The organism is Streptosporangium sp. NPDC049078 (genome assembly GCF_040648855.1).
GTDB lineage: Bacteria > Actinomycetota > Actinomycetes > Streptosporangiales > Streptosporangiaceae > Streptosporangium.
This window is the reverse complement of the sequence record NZ_JBEZEL010000006.1, coordinates 231528-246822: the sequence shown is the minus strand read 5'-3', so window position 1 is coordinate 246822 and position 15295 is coordinate 231528. Positions and strand designations below refer to the sequence as shown.

Annotated in this window: 9 protein-coding genes; 1 reads left to right on the top strand and 8 read right to left on the bottom strand. The window is 71.1% G+C overall.

The genetic code is table 11. The features are described 5' to 3' along the window. Positions 1–260 precede the first annotated feature (260 nt). The 4 genes from AB0B90_RS12280 to gltB form a co-directional block, all read right to left on the bottom strand. A complete protein-coding gene (locus AB0B90_RS12280) occupies positions 261–680 on the bottom strand; it encodes a hypothetical protein (RefSeq protein WP_350948175.1) in 420 nt (139 codons plus the stop codon). 287 nt (positions 681–967) lie between these two features. After that, the gene (locus AB0B90_RS12275) at positions 968–2761 is read right to left on the bottom strand and encodes a S8 family serine peptidase (RefSeq protein WP_362922420.1); all 1794 of its coding nucleotides are present in this window, start codon (positions 2759–2761) and stop codon (positions 968–970) included. A 274-nt stretch (positions 2762–3035) separates the two neighbouring features. After that, on the bottom strand, positions 3036–4514 hold the full coding sequence (locus AB0B90_RS12270; protein WP_350948173.1) for a glutamate synthase subunit beta: 1479 nt from the start codon (positions 4512–4514) through the stop codon (positions 3036–3038). Between the two features lie 79 nt (positions 4515–4593). Continuing rightward, positions 4594–9099 (bottom strand): glutamate synthase large subunit, encoded by a 4506-nt coding sequence (gene gltB / locus AB0B90_RS12265; RefSeq protein WP_362922418.1) that lies wholly within the window; start codon positions 9097–9099, stop codon positions 4594–4596. Positions 9100–9298: 199 nt separating this feature from the next. Here gltB and AB0B90_RS12260 point away from each other — a divergent pair, with 199 nt between their 5' ends. Further along, positions 9299–11314, top strand: a complete 2016-nt coding sequence (locus AB0B90_RS12260) for a bis-aminopropyl spermidine synthase family protein (RefSeq protein ID WP_362922416.1) — start codon at positions 9299–9301, stop codon at positions 11312–11314. Here AB0B90_RS12260 and AB0B90_RS12255 read toward each other — a convergent pair. The 4 genes from AB0B90_RS12255 to lgt form a co-directional block, all read right to left on the bottom strand. After that, positions 11289–11966, bottom strand: a complete 678-nt coding sequence (locus tag AB0B90_RS12255) for a hypothetical protein (RefSeq protein ID WP_362922414.1) — start codon at positions 11964–11966, stop codon at positions 11289–11291. The genes AB0B90_RS12260 and AB0B90_RS12255 overlap by 26 nt on opposite strands. A gap of 209 nt (positions 11967–12175) precedes the next feature. Continuing rightward, positions 12176–13021 (bottom strand): hypothetical protein, encoded by an 846-nt coding sequence (locus AB0B90_RS12250; RefSeq protein ID WP_350948169.1) that lies wholly within the window; start codon positions 13019–13021, stop codon positions 12176–12178. Continuing rightward, positions 13018–13737, bottom strand: a complete 720-nt coding sequence (locus AB0B90_RS12245) for a VIT1/CCC1 transporter family protein (protein ID WP_350948168.1) — start codon at positions 13735–13737, stop codon at positions 13018–13020. The genes AB0B90_RS12250 and AB0B90_RS12245 overlap by 4 nt, the downstream gene beginning before the upstream one ends. A gap of 148 nt (positions 13738–13885) precedes the next feature. After that, positions 13886–15274, bottom strand: coding sequence for a prolipoprotein diacylglyceryl transferase (lgt, locus tag AB0B90_RS12240; protein WP_350948167.1), 1389 nt, complete (start codon positions 15272–15274; stop codon positions 13886–13888). Positions 15275–15295: the final 21 nt, after the last annotated feature.

Below are 15295 nucleotides of genomic sequence, written 5' to 3'. Positions count from 1 at the left end.
CAGCATGAACGGCAGGTTACGAATCGTCCCTCGCGCTCACTCCTGGGGTCAGCCGTCCCAGGAGTACGGGCACCCGCGAGCGTGCCACGAGCCTGGTCGGTCATCGGGACACCGGACCGATCACGACTTCCGAGCGGTCACCGCGCCTCCGTGTCGGCCGCCCGGAGTTTCGAGACGGTCACCGCGCCTCCGCCTCCGCCTCGGCAACGGCGGCTTCGGGCCGAGCGCCGGAACCCCGGACCGGCCGACGGATTCCCGGGTCAGTCGCGGACGATCTCCTCCGCGACCAGCCCGGCGCCGATGCCCAGCAGCCAGACGTCCTTGGCGACGGCGATGCCCTGCTGTGAGGGACGCAGGCTGCCTTCCTCCCGCAGTCCCGGCGTCTTGAGGTAGAGGCCGAGCAGCCCTCCGGCGAAGGCGGTCAGCGCGGCGCCCGCCAGCAGCGGCGGCACCACGGGGACCAGCAGGGCGGTACCGAGGGTGATCTCCGCCGTGGAGAGCAGTCTCGTGAACTTCACCGAGTCCATGTCCTTGAGGAACGGGTAGGTCCCGGAGGCCATCCCGTGCAATCCCTTCGCGCTCTCCTCCCCCGCGGTTCTCTTGGTCAGTCCCGAATTCAGAATGATCAAACCGGCGGCGATCCGGGGCGGAAGCTGGTGCGGACGCGACAGGAACCTCATATGAGTCCTTTCTGCGTGGAGAACCCGCCTTCAGGCGCGAGGAGGAAGCCGATGATCCTCACGGTGACAAGAGCGACGGGATGGAACCGGAGTCGTTCTTCTTCCCCCTTTCGCCCCCTTCACCCGTCTGTTGATCGTCTCTTGGGGAGATCCGGCCTGTGCCCGGGATGACGCTTCCGCCGAGGCCGAACCGCGAGGCGACCGCCCTCACCCCGTCTCGGCCCCTGGGTGAGGGGCCGAGACGGGGTGAGGACGCCTTGGGCGCCCCCGCACCGTCAGGGAGGCCGTCAGGGAGCGAGCGGCTCGGCCTTGGCGGCGTTCTCGGCGCTGATGAGGCCGCGGCCGTAGAAGCCGTTGCGCTTCTTGGGACCCTCGCACTTGTGGACCTCGTCCACGAACGCGAGGTCGATCTTGTAGGCGTACCCGCGCGGTGAGGGGCAGGCCTTCTTGGTGGCCGTGGAGTACAGCTGGCGCTGGACGTCCGCGGGGGGCATCGTGAGGCCGCCCTTGCCGGGTTTGCCGAACCGGCTGATCAGGATGGCGGCGACACCGGTGGCGTGCGGTGCGGCCATGGAGGTGCCGACGAGGTACTGGTAGTAGGCGCAGGTGCCGCCCTCGCACTCCCGGATGATCGAGTCGGACTTCGGCGCGCCGTCGGCGGTGAGTTGTCCCTTGGCCTTGAGCGCGTTCTCCGGCGCGGCGGCCAGAATGCCCTTGGTGGGGTCGTACGTGCTGCCGCCGTCGAACTCGTCCCCGCCGGGGGCCGCGAGGTCGGCCTGCTCGACGCCGTAGTCGGAGTAGTACGCCTTGCGCCCGGTCGGCCCCACCGAGGTGACCGAGATCACACCCTTGGACTCGGCGGGAACGTTGAGGCAGGAGTTGTCGACCTTGCGGGTGTGCTCGCTGCCCTTGGGATAGTTGGGGCTGCTCTCGTCCTTACTCGGCTTGCCGAGGTCGGTGGCGCCGTTGCCGATGGCGCTGATGAGGGTGACCCCGCGCTTGCGCGCGTAGTCGAGGGCGCGCTGCATGCCGGTGATGATGCCGCGCTGCTCCAGCTGCTCCGCCTTGGAGTCGGCCGGGTTGGCCTTGCAGTTGAACAGCCACGGGTCGACGTAGAAGCTCATGTTGACCACGTCGATCCCGGCGTCGGCGGCGTAGGTGAGCGCCTCGACGCTGGGCTTGAGGAAGAACAGGCCCGAGTCGCGACCGGCGCGCAGGTTCACCAGGGACACCTGGGGGGCCACCCCGGCGATGCCCAGGCCGTTGATCGGTGAGGCGATGGTGCTGGCCACGTGGGTGCCGTGGCCGTCGTCGTCCCAGTCCACCGGGTCCTTGCAGTCCTTGAACTCGCAGGGGCCGTCGAGGACGTTGCCGTTGGGGTCCTTGGGCCGGTCGGTCACGAAGTTGCGGCTCAGGGCGCGGTTGAAGTTGGGGGCGATGTCGGGGTGCTTGCCGTCGATGCCGGTGTCGATGACGCCGACCAGCACCCGCTTGTCACCGGGTTCGGTGGCGTAGGAGCCCTCCACGGTGGCGCCGATCATCTTCATGTCCCACTGCCGCCCGGCGAGCGGCTCCGGTGTGTCGGCGGAGCGGCGGGTGCCCGCCTGCCCGAGGGCTTCTGCGGAGGGGAATGCGAGCGGGGTTCCCACGCCGGAGACGGTCCCGGCGCTGGAGGTCCCGGAGGTGGCCCCGGTGCCGGAGATCCCGGCTTCTGAGGCGGACCCGCCCGCGGAGGTCCCGGTCGCGGGTGCGGCGGCGCGGATCGCACTGGCGAAGCCGATCCTCCGGTCGGAGGAGACTCCCTCGATGGCGCTGTCGTCGGCCAGGCTTTCCACGAATCCGGCGCCGGGACCGTCCGCGAGGACGTAGCCGATCCTGGTGTCGGTCGACAGGACGGTGCCGCCGCTCGCGTCGATCGCGTCGATCGCCCGGTCGCGGGCGCCGTCCGCGTAGAAGACCAGGTACTCGCGGGTCTGGCCCGCGCCGGTCGTGGCCTCGCCGCCCAGGGCTCCCGCCGTGAGGGTCGCCGCCAGGGCGAGCGCCGTCGCCGCGCCCGTCAGGCTTCTGGTCCCGCGATTCATCGATCCTCCGCACCTGACCCGATCAAGAAATTTATCTTTCAGGCATATGTACGCCAAAGCAATTCGAAACCCCGCTCTGCGCATTTTTCCCTGAAGCAGTCGGTAAGACATCCGGAATGCCGAACTGTCGGGGGGTGCCGAAGACCAACCGTGGCCTGACCAAACCAGCGATGGAGCACATGAACCGGCTCTGACATGCATGAACCGGCCCGGGTACGCATGGATCAACCATGACATACCCAGACCGGTCATGACATATCAGACCAGCTTCCACTCAGACCAGCGGCCGCGCCGTCGGCGGGATCGCCACCGGAAGGGCCGTCCGGCCCGTGAGGTAGCGGTCGGCGGCCGAGGCCGCGGAGCGGCCCTCGGCGATCGCCCACACGATCAGCGACTGTCCGCGGCCCATGTCCCCGGCGACGAAGACGCCGTCGACCGACGACATGTAGCCCTTGTCCCTCGCGACGTTGCCCCTGGCGTCGTAGAACTCGCCGCCGGCGACCTCGGCGAGCTCTTCGAGCAGGCCCTTCTTCTCCGGGCCGACGAAGCCCATCGACAGCGTGACCAGCTCGGCCGGGATCTCCCGCTCGGAGCCGGGCACCGGCTTGAACCCGGCAGCGGGCCCCTCCACCTCGACCAGGCGCAGCGCCCTGACGTTGCCCTCGGCGTCGCCGACGAACTCGGTGGTGGAGACCGCGTAGACCCGGGCGCCGTCACCGTCGGCCAGCTCCTCGTGGGCGCTCTCCATCTTGAACAGGATGGGGAACGTGGGCCACGGCTGGCTGCCCGGACGGCTCGCCGGAGGCTGGGGCATGATCTCCAGCTGGGTGACCGAGGCGGCCCCCTGCCGGATCGCGGTGCCGATGCAGTCGGCACCGGTGTCGCCGCCGCCGATCACGACGACGTGCTTGCCCTCGGCGCTGATCGGCGAGACCGGGAAGTCGCCCTCCTGGACCTTGTTGGAGGGCGGCAGGTACTCCATCGCCTGGTAGACGCCCTTCAGGTCGCGCCCGGCGACGGGCAGGTCCCGCCACTGGGTCGCGCCACCGGCCAGGACGATCGCGTCGAACTCCTCGCGCAGCTGCGCCGCCGTGATGTCCACGCCGACGTTGACGCCGGTACGGAACTCGGTCCCCTCGGCCCGCATCTGGGCGAGACGGCGGTCGATGTGCCGCTTCTCCATCTTGAACTCGGGGATGCCGTAGCGGAGCAGGCCACCGATCCGGTCGGCCCGCTCGAACACGACCACGTCGTGCCCGGCCCTGGTGAGCTGCTGGGCTGCGGCCAGGCCCGCGGGGCCCGAGCCGACGACCGCGACGCGCTTGCCGGTCTTGGTGGCGGCGGGCTGGGGGGTGACCCAGCCCTCGTCGAAGGCACGGTCGATGATCTCGACCTCGACCCGCTTGATCGCGACCGGGTCGGAGTTGATGCCGAGCACGCACGCCGCCTCACACGGAGCCGGGCACAGGCGTCCGGTGAACTCGGGGAAGTTGTTCGTGGCGTGCAGGCGCTCGATCGCCTCCTGCCAGTCGTCCCGGTAGACCAGGTCGTTCCACTCGGGGATCAGGTTGCCCAGCGGGCAGCCGTTGTGGCAGAACGGGATGCCGCAGTCCATGCAGCGCGCGGCCTGCCTGGTCAGCGCGGGCTTGGGGAAGTCCTCGTAGACCTCGCGCCAGTCGCGGATGCGCACGTCCACCGGGCGGCGCGCCGGCAGCTCGCGTCCGTGAGCGAGGAAACCCTTGGGGTCAGCCATCGGTCGTACCTCCCTTATCCCTGAAAAGCCTGAAATGACTGGAAAAACCGGACGGGATGAGTGATCGCAAACATCGGCGTCACCCCTGGACCGCGGCGGTCATGACGGCCTCGTCGATGTCGCGGCCCTCCAGCCGGGCGGACTCGGCGGCCAGCAGGACCCGCTTGTAGTCCGTCGGCATGATCTTGCTGAAACGGGACGGGTCCCAGTCGGCGAGGAGTGCCTTCGCCACCGTGGAGCCCGTCTCGGCGAGGTGCGCCTCGACGATCTCGCGCAGCGCCTCGGACTCGGCCTCCCCCAGCTCCTCGATCTCGACCATCTCCCGGTTGACCCGTTCGGCGTCGAGGTCGAGCAGGTAGGCGACGCCGCCCGACATGCCCGCCGCGAAGTTGCGGCCGGTCGGGCCGAGGACGACCACCTTGCCGCCGGTCATGTACTCGCAGCCGTGGTCGCCGACCCCCTCGACCACCGCGGTGGCACCGGAGTTGCGGACACAGAACCGCTCCCCCACGACGCCGCGGATGAAGGCCTCGCCGGAGGTCGCGCCGTACAGGCCGACGTTTCCGGCGATGATGTGCCCGTCGAGCGGGGCCGCGTCGTACGGCTGGACCGAGATCCGGCCGCCGGACAGGCCCTTGCCCACGTAGTCGTTGGCGTCGCCGGTCAGCCTCAGCGTGATGCCCCTGGGCAGGAAGGCGCCGAAGGAGTTGCCCGCGGAGCCGGTGAAGCGCACGTCGATGGTGTTGTCGGGAAGGCCCGCTCCGCCGTACCGCTTGGTCACCTCGTGGCCGAGCATGGTGCCGACCGTACGGTTGACGTTGCGGATGGGCAGGTCGAGCGTGACCCTGGAACCACCCTTGAGCGCACCCTCGGCGAGCTGGATCAGCGTGTTGTCCAGCGCCTTGGCGAGCCCGTGGTCCTGCTCCACGGTACGGCGCAGCGAGGCGCCCTCGGGCAGCTCCGGCTGGTGCAGGATCGGCGCCAGGTCCAGTCCCGAGGCCTTCCAGTGGTTCTCGGCCGGGGTGGTGTCCAGCAGCTCGGCGTGGCCGACGGCCTCGTCGATGCTGCGGAAACCCAGCGCGGCGAGATACTCGCGGATCTCCTCGGCGACGAACTCGAAGAAGTTGACCACGAACTCGGGCTTGCCGGTGAACCGCTTGCGCAGCTCGGGGTTCTGGGTGGCCACGCCGACCGGGCAGGTGTCCAGGTGGCAGACGCGCATCATCACGCAGCCGGAGACGACCAGCGGCGCGGTGGCGAAGCCGAACTCCTCGGCGCCGAGCAGCATGGCGATGATCACGTCGCGGCCGGTCTTGAGCTGGCCGTCCACCTGCACGACGATGCGGTCGCGCAGGCCGTTGAGCAGCAGCGTCTGCTGGGTCTCGGCCAGGCCCAGCTCCCAGGGGGAGCCCGCGTGCTTGAGCGAGGTGAGCGGGGAGGCGCCGGTGCCGCCGTCGTGACCGGAGATGAGCACGACGTCCGCGTGGGCCTTGGACACGCCCGCCGCGACCGTTCCGACCCCGACCTCGGCCACGAGCTTGACGTGCACGCGGGCGGCCGGGTTCGCGTTCTTCAGGTCGTGGATGAGCTGGGCGAGGTCCTCGATCGAGTAGATGTCGTGGTGCGGAGGCGGCGAGATGAGGCCGACGCCCGGGGTGGAGTGCCGGGTCTTGGCCACCCACGGGTAGACCTTGTGGCCGGGCAGCTGGCCGCCCTCACCGGGCTTGGCGCCCTGGGCCATCTTGATCTGCACGTCGTCGGCGTTGACCAGATACTCGGAGGTCACACCGAACCGGCCCGAGGCCACCTGCTTGATGGCCGAACGGCGCACCGGGTCGTGCAGCCGCTCGGGGTCCTCGCCGCCCTCACCGGTGTTGGACTTGCCGCCCAGCCGGTTCATCGCGATGGCGAGCGTCTCGTGCGCCTCCATCGAGATGGAGCCGTACGACATCGCGCCGGTGGAGAACCGCTTGACGATCTCGCTGACCGGCTCGACCTCGTCGATCGGCACCGGCTCGCGGACGCCCTCCCGCAGCTTGAACATGCCGCGCAGCGTCATCAGCCTCTCCGCCTGGGAGTCCACCAGGCCGGTGTACTCCTTGAAGATCTCGTAGCGGCGCGAGCGGGTGGCGTGCTGCAGCTTGAAGACGGTCTCGGGGTTGAACAGGTGCGGCTCGCCCTCGCGACGCCACTGGTACTCGCCGCCGACCTCCAGGCGGCGGTGGGCGTTCTCGGCCCGGGGGTAGGCACGCAGGTGACGCTGCGCGGCCTCCTCGGCCAGGACGTCGAAGCCGACGCCGCCCAGCCGGGACGTGGTCCCGGTGAAGCAGACGTCCACGACCTCCTGGCTCAGCCCGAGCGCCTCGAAGATCTGCGCCCCGGTGTAGGAGGCGACCGTGGAGACCCCCATCTTGGACATGACCTTCAGCACGCCCTTGCCGTACGCCTTGATGAGGTTGCGCACGGCCTTGTGCTTGTCGATCTTCAGGACGCCGGAGTCGACCATGTCCTCGACGGTCTCGATGGCGAGGTACGGGTTGACCGCGCCCGCCCCGTAGCCGACGAGCAGCGCCATGTGGTGCGCCTCGCGCGCCTCGCCGGTCTCGATGACCAGACCGATCTTGGTGCGGGTCTTCTCGGCGATCAGGTGGTGGTGGACGGCACCGGTGAGCAGCAGCGAGGGGATCGGCGCCAGGACGTCGGAGGAGCCGCGGTCGGACAGCACGATGATCCGCGCCCCGCCCTCGATCACCGAGGAGACCTCGGCGCGGATCTCCTCGATGCGGTGCAGCAGCGCCTCGCCGCCACCCGCGACCTCGTACAGGCCGGAGACCACGTGCGGGTGGAAGCCCGGCAGCGCGCCCTCGTCGTTGATGTGGATGATCTTCGCGAGCTCGTCGTTGTCGAGCACCGGGTAGGGCAGCACGAGCTGGCGACAGGAGGCGGGACCCGGGGCGAGCAGGTTGCCCTCGGGGCCGATGGTGCTGGCCAGGGAGGTGACGAGCTCCTCGCGGATCGCGTCCAGCGGCGGGTTGGTGACCTGCGCGAACAGCTGGCTGAAGTAGTCGAACAGCAACCGGGGCTTCTCGCTGAGCACGGCGACCGGGGTGTCGGTGCCCATCGAGCCGATCGGCTCGATGCCCGTCCTCGCCATCGGCCCCAGGATGATCCGCAGCTCCTCCTCGGTGTAGCCGAAGGTCTGCTGCCGCTTGATCAGCGTCTCGTGCGACAGGCCCTCGGGCGAGCGGGCGGGCAGCTCCTCGAAGCGGACCAGACCGGCGTGCAGCCAGTCGGCGTACGGCAGCTCCGCCGCCAGCTCGGCCTTGATCTCGTCGTCTTCGATGATCTTGCCGAGCGCGGTGTCGACCAGGAACATCTTGCCGGGCTGCAGGCGGCCCTTGCGGACCACGTCCTCGGGGGCGATGTCCAGCACACCCGCCTCGGAGGCGAGCACGACCAGGCCGTCCGCGGTGACCCAGAACCGTCCGGGGCGCAGGCCGTTGCGGTCGAGCACCGCGCCGACCAGGGTTCCGTCGGAGAAGGTGATCGAGGCCGGGCCGTCCCAGGCCTCCATCATCGTGGAGTGGAACTCGTAGAACGCCCGCCGCGCGGGGTCCATCTCGGTGTGGCTCTCCCACGCCTCGGGGATCATCATCAGCACCGCGTGCGGCAGGCTGCGTCCCGCGAGGTGGATGAGCTCCAGCGTCTCGTCGAAGGAGGCGGTGTCGGAACCGGCCGGGTCGCAGATCGGGAAGAGCCGCGACAGGTCGCCCGGCAGGTTCGCCGTCTCCAGCATGGCCTCGCGGGCGCGCATCCAGTTGCGGTTGCCCTTGACCGTGTTGATCTCACCGTTGTGGGCGACGTAGCGGTACGGGTGCGCGAGCGGCCAGGAGGGGAAGGTGTTGGTGGAGAAACGCGAGTGGACCAGCGCGATCGCGGTCTCGTAGCGCTCGTCGCTCAGGTCGGGGAAGAACTGCTCGACCTGCAGCGGGGTGAGCATGCCCTTGTAGACGATCGTCCGGGAGCTCAGCGAGGGGAAGTAGACCTTCGCCTCGTGCTCGGCCCGCTTGCGCAGGCAGAAGGCGAGCCGGTCCAGCTCAAGACCGCTCTCACCGTCGGGGGACGCCACGAACAGCTGGCCGAAGAACGGCATCACCGCGCGGGCGCTCGGCCCGGGAAGGTCGGGGGTGGTGGGAACGTCGCGCCAGCCGAGGACCGTGAGGCCCTCCTCCGCGGCGATCTCCTCGATCAGTCGCACGGCGGCCTCACGGGCCCGCTCCTCGGCGGGCAGGAAGGCCATACCGGCGGCGTAGGAGCCGGCCGTGGGCAGGGGGAAGTCCGCCACCACGCGGAAGAAGACGTCGGGGATCTGCGTCAGGATCCCGGCCCCGTCGCCGGTGTCCGGTTCGCTACCCTGGGCCCCCCGGTGATCAAGGTTGCACAGCGCGGTCAAGGCCTTCGCGACGATGCCGTGGCTACGGCGACCGGCAACGTCCGCGACCATGGCGACACCACAGGCGTCGTGCTCGTGCGAGGGGTGGTACAGGCCCTGAGGCTCGGGAAAGCCGAGGTGGGCAGCAGGCATTGAATCCCTCCCGTCGTCTTGCTTCTCTCGAACAAGCAAGGGACGACGTTGGCCCTGCTGCGTGGTGGGTAGAGATTACCGTACCCTGCCGGATACCTGCCTACCCGGTGAGATCCCGCCGAATTAGTGCAGGTTCGCCCGGTTCATTAAACACACCGCGATGGCACAACATTCCAGGTCCTGGCCCTAGGGTGGCCCAATGGAACCGACCGATCCCACCGGCCTGGGCGCCTCCACCGCTCTGACAGGCAGCGGCACTTCAGATGTCTCCGGCGTTTCCGGCACCCCCGGCGCCTCCGCCGGGCCCGGCGGCCGAACGCCGGCCGGGACGGGAGCCGGAACCGAGAGCGGGGCCGGGCGTGGGTCCCGGACGGGAGCCGGGGCCGGAACCGGGGCCGGAACCGGGGCCGGGGCCGGGCGTGGAGCCGGCACCGAAGGAGAGGCCGAGGACGAGAACGGCGGTGGAGTCGAGGCTTTCGTCGCACGGGCGGGTGTCGACGGCAGGCGGCTGAGGAACGCGCTGACCGCCCTGGGCGGCGGTCGCTGGTGGACACTCGCCGATCTGGTCAGGGAGACCGCGACGTCGCGGCGGACCATCGAGGCGCTGCTGCGCGAGGTGGACGGCGAACTGGAGCGATCGGGCGACCGCTTCAGGCTCCCGGCCCCTCCCGCCTGGTCGGCCCCGGCACGGGAGGAGGGCGCCCCCTCACCGGACGGACCGCGGGCGAGCGGCCCCACCCGGGCCGGATCAGGAGCGGACGGCCCCGCACCGACCGGATCGCGCGTAAGCAACGTCACACCGGCCGCACCACGAGCGGGCGGTACCGCACCGGCCGGGCCGCGGGCGAGCACCCTCGCACCGGCGGACCCGGTCGCCCACCTGCTCCCCGACCGCGCCGACCTGGTCGCGCGCATGGACGAGTTGATCGCCAAGGCTCCCCGGGGCCGCCACACGCTGGACCACGTCGCCGCGACCGGCGAGACCGTGGTCAGGCGGGCGCTGCTGCTGGACGCCCGCTTCTGGCTGGACGGCGCCCGGCTGCTATGCGTGGGCGACCACGATCTGACCTCGCTGGCCACGGCGATGCTGCACCCGGGCGTCGAGGTGACCGTCGTCGACGTCGACGAGCGCATCCTCGCCTACATCGCCGGTGAGGCCGACCGGCTCGGTCTGGCCGTACGGACCCGCTGGGCCGACCTGCGCCTGGGGCTGCCCGCCTCCGCGCGGTCCTGGGCCGACCTGGCGATCACCGACCCTCCCTACACCCCCGAGGGCGTCGGGCTGTTCGTCGCCCGTAGCGCGGAAGGGCTGCGCGACCGCGAGCAGGGCCGGATCATGCTGGCGTACGGCGCCAGCGAGCGCACCCCCGCGCTCGCCCTCAAGGTTCAGCAGGCCCTGTCGCAGCTCAACCTCGTCAACGAGGCGATCTACCCCGACTTCAACCGCTACTTCGGCGCCGAGGCCATCGGTTCGGCCGCCGACCTGTACGTCCTGCGCCCCACCACGAAGACCTGGCCCGCCGCGGCCGCCCGCACCGAGACGTCCGGCACCGCCATCTACACGCAGGGGCCCCAGTCGGTGGAGTCGGCGAGCTCCCCCGCCGCCTCGGCCGCCGGTTTCGGTGAGGGGTTCGTCCCGGAGGTGCTGGTGGGCGAGTGGCCCCGCGACGTGCTGCCCAAGGCCCCCAGGGCGCGCCTGACGACCTGGCTGGCCAAGCCCTACGCCAGCGACCCGGCCAGGGTGGCGATCTCCGTACCCGCCGGTCTGGAGGCCGCGCTGCCCCGGCTGCTGCTGGCCACCCGCGCCAGGGAGGTCCGGGTCACCCTGGCGACGGCCCCGAAGGATCTCCCCCACGACCTTCTCGCCCCCGTCTACGACCTCACCGCCGAGGGAGCGTCCGTGCGCGCCGTACGGGTGGCACCGCCCGCCGGAGACAGCAAGAGCGCCACAAACGCGAACAGCGCGGACGAGAACGACACGGCCCGGATCCTGCGCCGCGTCCTGGACAACGCGCACGGCAGGCTCGCCAACACCTGGCGCGAGGCCCTGATCAAGGTCAGGGGCGACCTGACGAAGAGGCAGGCGAGGGCGATCGTCGCCGCCGTGGCCCCGTGGGCGGGCGACGTCACCGTCCTCGAACTGCCCGCCCACCGGCTGCTGGAGCTCAGGGCCGCGGTGGAGAGCTCCCTCAGCGCACCAGCCGACGCTGGATGACCAGGCCGAGGCCGTCCATCGCGACCTGCGGATAGGTGAGATCCACCCTGCCCTCGCCGCCCTCGCCGCCCTCGCCGCTCTCCCCTGCGCCTGCCCGGGCGGTGCTCCCGCCGGCGACGGGGGCGACCCAGCTCACCGTGACGTAGTGCCCGAGGCCGCGGACCTGGGCCCAGCTGCGCGAGCCGTCGAAACCGTCGGGCGTGTCGGGAGCGGGCCTGACGAAGCCGTCGCCGCCGTCGCCCTTGAGCGCCGCCACGAGCCTGTCGGCGGCGGCGGAGTCGGCGAGGTTGAAAATCAGGAACTGGCCGGAGACCGCGCCGTCCTCGGTCTCGTAGCGGGCGCGCAGCACCTGCGTGCACCCGCCGAGCGCGTCCTGCGCGCTCCCCCAGACCGCCTCCGCGCAGTCGGCGAGGGTCTCGGTGGCCTTGAGGGCGAGCTTGGTCGTGCCCGCCGACACCGAGGGGGCGGGGAACATCTCGGCGACGGTGAGCGGCTGGGGGTCGAGGTCGCGGGTCGCGATGGGCGCGTAGTGGGCCGTACCCGGCTCCGCGCGCAGGACGGCGGCGCGCGGGGCGGGCTCGTCGCCCAGCCACAGGAAGGCCCCCACCCCGGCGACCCCGGCCAGCACGACGATGATGATCCACTTGCGCATGAGGAAAAAGCTTACTTCGACATCCTCCCCGCCCTCGAAGAACCCGGATTCCCGCCCGAAATCGGAGGGTCACGATTCGCGATCCCCGCCAACGGCCCGATATCTCCTGGTCTCCGGACGGCCGGGCACTCCGCCGGCTCGACCGCTACCGTCCCGGCGAAGCCGGCGAGCCCTCGGGCGGCGGAAGATCCGGAGAACGAACCCGGAAACTACTTGCTCGGGGCGGGCGCCGGGGAGACGGCGACGATGCGGCGGAAGATCGCCTTTTCCGTGGCGCGGACCGCGAGGGAGAGCGAGACGAAGTCGTCCCTCGCGCCGGGCTCCGCTCCGTCGGCCCTGCCGATCCAGACCAGGCCCGCGTAGTGCCCCATCGCGTGGCCGCTCGCCTCGGTGTGGCCGTCGGCGGGAAAGGCGGCCCTGGGCGCCTGGACCGGCCGGACCCAGCCGCCCCGGTGCAGGGTGGTCAGCGTGTTCACCAAGGTGTCGGAGGAGGCGGTGTCGCGGAGGTTGAACAGGGTGTACTGGGCGACGTAGCGGTTGTCGGCGCTGGTGTACAGGCCCCTGGCCACCTGGGTGCATCCGCCCTGGGCGAGCAGGTCGGTGAGCTCCTGGCCCCAGACCGCCGCCGCGCAGGCGCTCTCCAGCAGAGGGCTGCCCGCCAGCCTCAGCGTGGTCCTGCCCTCGCTGAGGGTCTTGGGGAAGAGGTCCTTGGCCGTGAGCGGTTTGGGGTCCGCCTTGCTCTCCGCGATCGGCGCGAACACCTTGGAGGAGGGCCATCCCCGGTAGACGTCGGGGCGGGGTTCGGTCCCGATGACCGAGGCGGTGGCCCGTTCTGGCTCGAAGTCGTTGCCGATCGCGGAGATCGCGAGGGTGAGGACGACCGCGGCGACCAGCACGCCCGCGATGGATCCGAACACCACCAGCAACCGCTGCTGGGTCGGGGTCAGCCCCCACTCCTCCAGCTGGGGGATGCTCCAGGTCTGCGCCTTGCTGGGAGTGCGGCGGCGCTTGCGCCCTCCCGGGGCAGGGGGTGGGGGCGAGGTCGGGGCGGTCACAGTCCGGTTCCTCCCAGGAGGGTGCCCAGGGCGAAGGTCAGGCCGGCGGCGACCGCGCCGACGAAGAGCTGGCGCAGCCCGCTGTACCACCAGCTGCGCGCGGTGACCCGGGAGACCAGCGCGCCCGCGCCGAACAGTGCCAGGCAGGAGACCACCGCCGACGTCACCAGGCTGGTGACGCCGAGCAGGTACGGCAGAAGGGGCAGGAGCGCCCCCACCGCGAACGACAGGAACGAGGAGAGCGCGGCGATCCTGGGCGAGGGAAGGTCGTGGACGGTGACGCCCAGTTCGGCCTCGGTGTGCACCTCGAGCGCCCTTTCCGGGTCCGCCGAGATCTGCCGCGCCACCTCTGCGGCCACGGCGGGATCGACGCCCCGCTCCTCGTAGAGCTTGGCGAGCTCCTCCAGCTCGGCCTCGGGGTTGCGTTCGAGCTCTCGGCGCTCGACGGCGATCTCGGCCAGGGCGAGCTCCCGCTGGCTCGCCACCGAGACGTACTCGCCACCGGCCATGGAGAACGCGCCGGCGGCCAGCCCCGCGATGCCCGCCAGCAGGATGACCTTGGTTCCCGCGGCGCCACCGGCGACACCGGCGATCAGCGCGAAGTTGGAGACAAGGCCGTCCATCGCGCCGAACACCGACGGCCTCAGCCAGCCGCCGTTGACGTCGCGATGCCGGTGGTGCATCTCGGCACGCCTCCCCGAGGCGTCCGGACTCATCGCGATCCCCCGGGCGGCGGCCCCCAGGGCCCGGCACCGAAGGGAGGGCGCGGGCCACCGGTCTCGGACCCGGAATCGGAACGCGCCGGTGCGCCGGACGATCCGGCGGCGCGTCCGAGATCCCGGGACCTCGACCGTGGGAGAGGCGTCAACGTCGTTCTTTCTCGCCCTCGGGAGCGGCCTTCGTCACGGCCTCCTCCTGGAGCTCGCCTTTCTTCGCACCGGAAACGAGCTCCTCGGGAACGCTCGCGCCCGAGGCCGTGCCGACGGCGCTCTCCGAGTCCGCGCTCTCCGAAGCGGTGCCGTCAGAGGCGGGCACGCCCCCGGCGGCGTCCGAGGCATCAGAGGAAACCGCCGAAGCCGGCTCTGCCTCGACCGCGGCGTCTCCGCCCCGGCCGCTCTCCTCGGGATCGGCCTGGTCCGACGGGTGAGCCGGATCGACCGCTCCCCCGTCCTCGCTCAAGCCCTCGGCCACCAACGTCGCCGAGGCCGGACGCGCCTCGTCGTCCCGCCGGGCCGCCTGGTCGTTCTCGGCCTCGTCGGCCTGGTCGGAGGGGTGGGCCGGATCGACGGGATCCGCCGCGCCGCCCCCCGCGTCCGACGCGACCAGGGTGACGGCCTCGGCCTTCGCCGAGTCCGTGCCGTCGGGGGCGCCTGGGCTCTCGCCCTCGCCCGGCGTGGCGGCGCCGCCCTCAAGGTCGGTGTCGGGGTCGGTCGCCGACCTCACCCGCTCCTCGTCGGTCTTGTTCCTGGTGTACCAGAAGTAGGCCATCGCCCCGATGAACAGGATGATCGAGGTCCACTGGTTGAGCCGCAGGCCGAGGATGTGGTGGGCGGCGTCGACCCGCAGGCCCTCGATCCAGAAGCGGCCCACGGTGTAGCCGGCGACGTAGAGAGCGAACAGGCGGCCGTGGCGGATCACGTACTTGCGGCCGATCCAGATGAGGACCAGCGCGAGACCCAGGTCCCAGATCGACTCGTACAGGAACGCGGGGTGGTAGGTGTCCACGCCCGGCACCGTGCCCGGACGGTCGGGGTCGATCTCCAGACCCCACGGCAGGTCGGTGGGGCCGCCGAACAGCTCCTGGTTGAAGTAGTTGCCCCAGCGGCCGATGGCCTGGGCCACCGCGATGCCGGGGGCGACGGTGTCGGCCACCGCGGTCAGGGAGATGCCCCTGCCGCGGCAGCCCAGCCAGACGCCCACGCCACCGAGCGCGACGGCGCCCCAGATGCCCAGGCCGCCGTTCCAGATGTACAGCGCCTCGATCGGCTCATTGGGCGCGTCCGGCCCGAAATAGAGCTGCCAGTCGGTGATGACGTGGTAGAGGCGTCCACCGACCAGGCCGAACGGCACGGCCCAGACGGCGAGATCCACGATGGTTCCAGGGACACCGCCGCGGGCGCGCCAGCGGCGCTCGCCGATGACGACCGCGACGATGACGCCGAGCACGATGCACAGTGCGTAGGCCCGGATGGGGACCACGCCGAAGAGATGCCAGACCCCCTGGGAGGGGCTGGGAATCGAGGCGAGGGGCATGTCAGGTGACGTTACCGTGTC

Bases quoted from the DNA above. Each gene is read 5' to 3' on its own strand.
- AB0B90_RS12275 (WP_362922420.1), bottom strand. From the start codon at position 2,761: ATGAATCGCGGGACCAGAAGCCTGACGGGCGCGGCGACGGCGCTCGCC.
- AB0B90_RS12260 (WP_362922416.1), top strand. From the start codon at position 9,299: ATGGAACCGACCGATCCCACCGGCCTGGGCGCCTCCACCGCTCTGACA.
- AB0B90_RS12255 (WP_362922414.1), bottom strand. From the start codon at position 11,966: ATGCGCAAGTGGATCATCATCGTCGTGCTGGCCGGGGTCGCCGGGGTG.
- AB0B90_RS12245 (WP_350948168.1), bottom strand. From the start codon at position 13,737: ATGAGTCCGGACGCCTCGGGGAGGCGTGCCGAGATGCACCACCGGCAT.
- AB0B90_RS12270 (WP_350948173.1), bottom strand. From the start codon at position 4,514: ATGGCTGACCCCAAGGGTTTCCTCGCTCACGGACGCGAGCTGCCGGCG.
- lgt (WP_350948167.1), bottom strand. From the start codon at position 15,274: ATGCCCCTCGCCTCGATTCCCAGCCCCTCCCAGGGGGTCTGGCATCTC.
- AB0B90_RS12280 (WP_350948175.1), bottom strand. From the start codon at position 680: ATGAGGTTCCTGTCGCGTCCGCACCAGCTTCCGCCCCGGATCGCCGCC.
- gltB (WP_362922418.1), bottom strand. From the start codon at position 9,099: ATGCCTGCTGCCCACCTCGGCTTTCCCGAGCCTCAGGGCCTGTACCAC.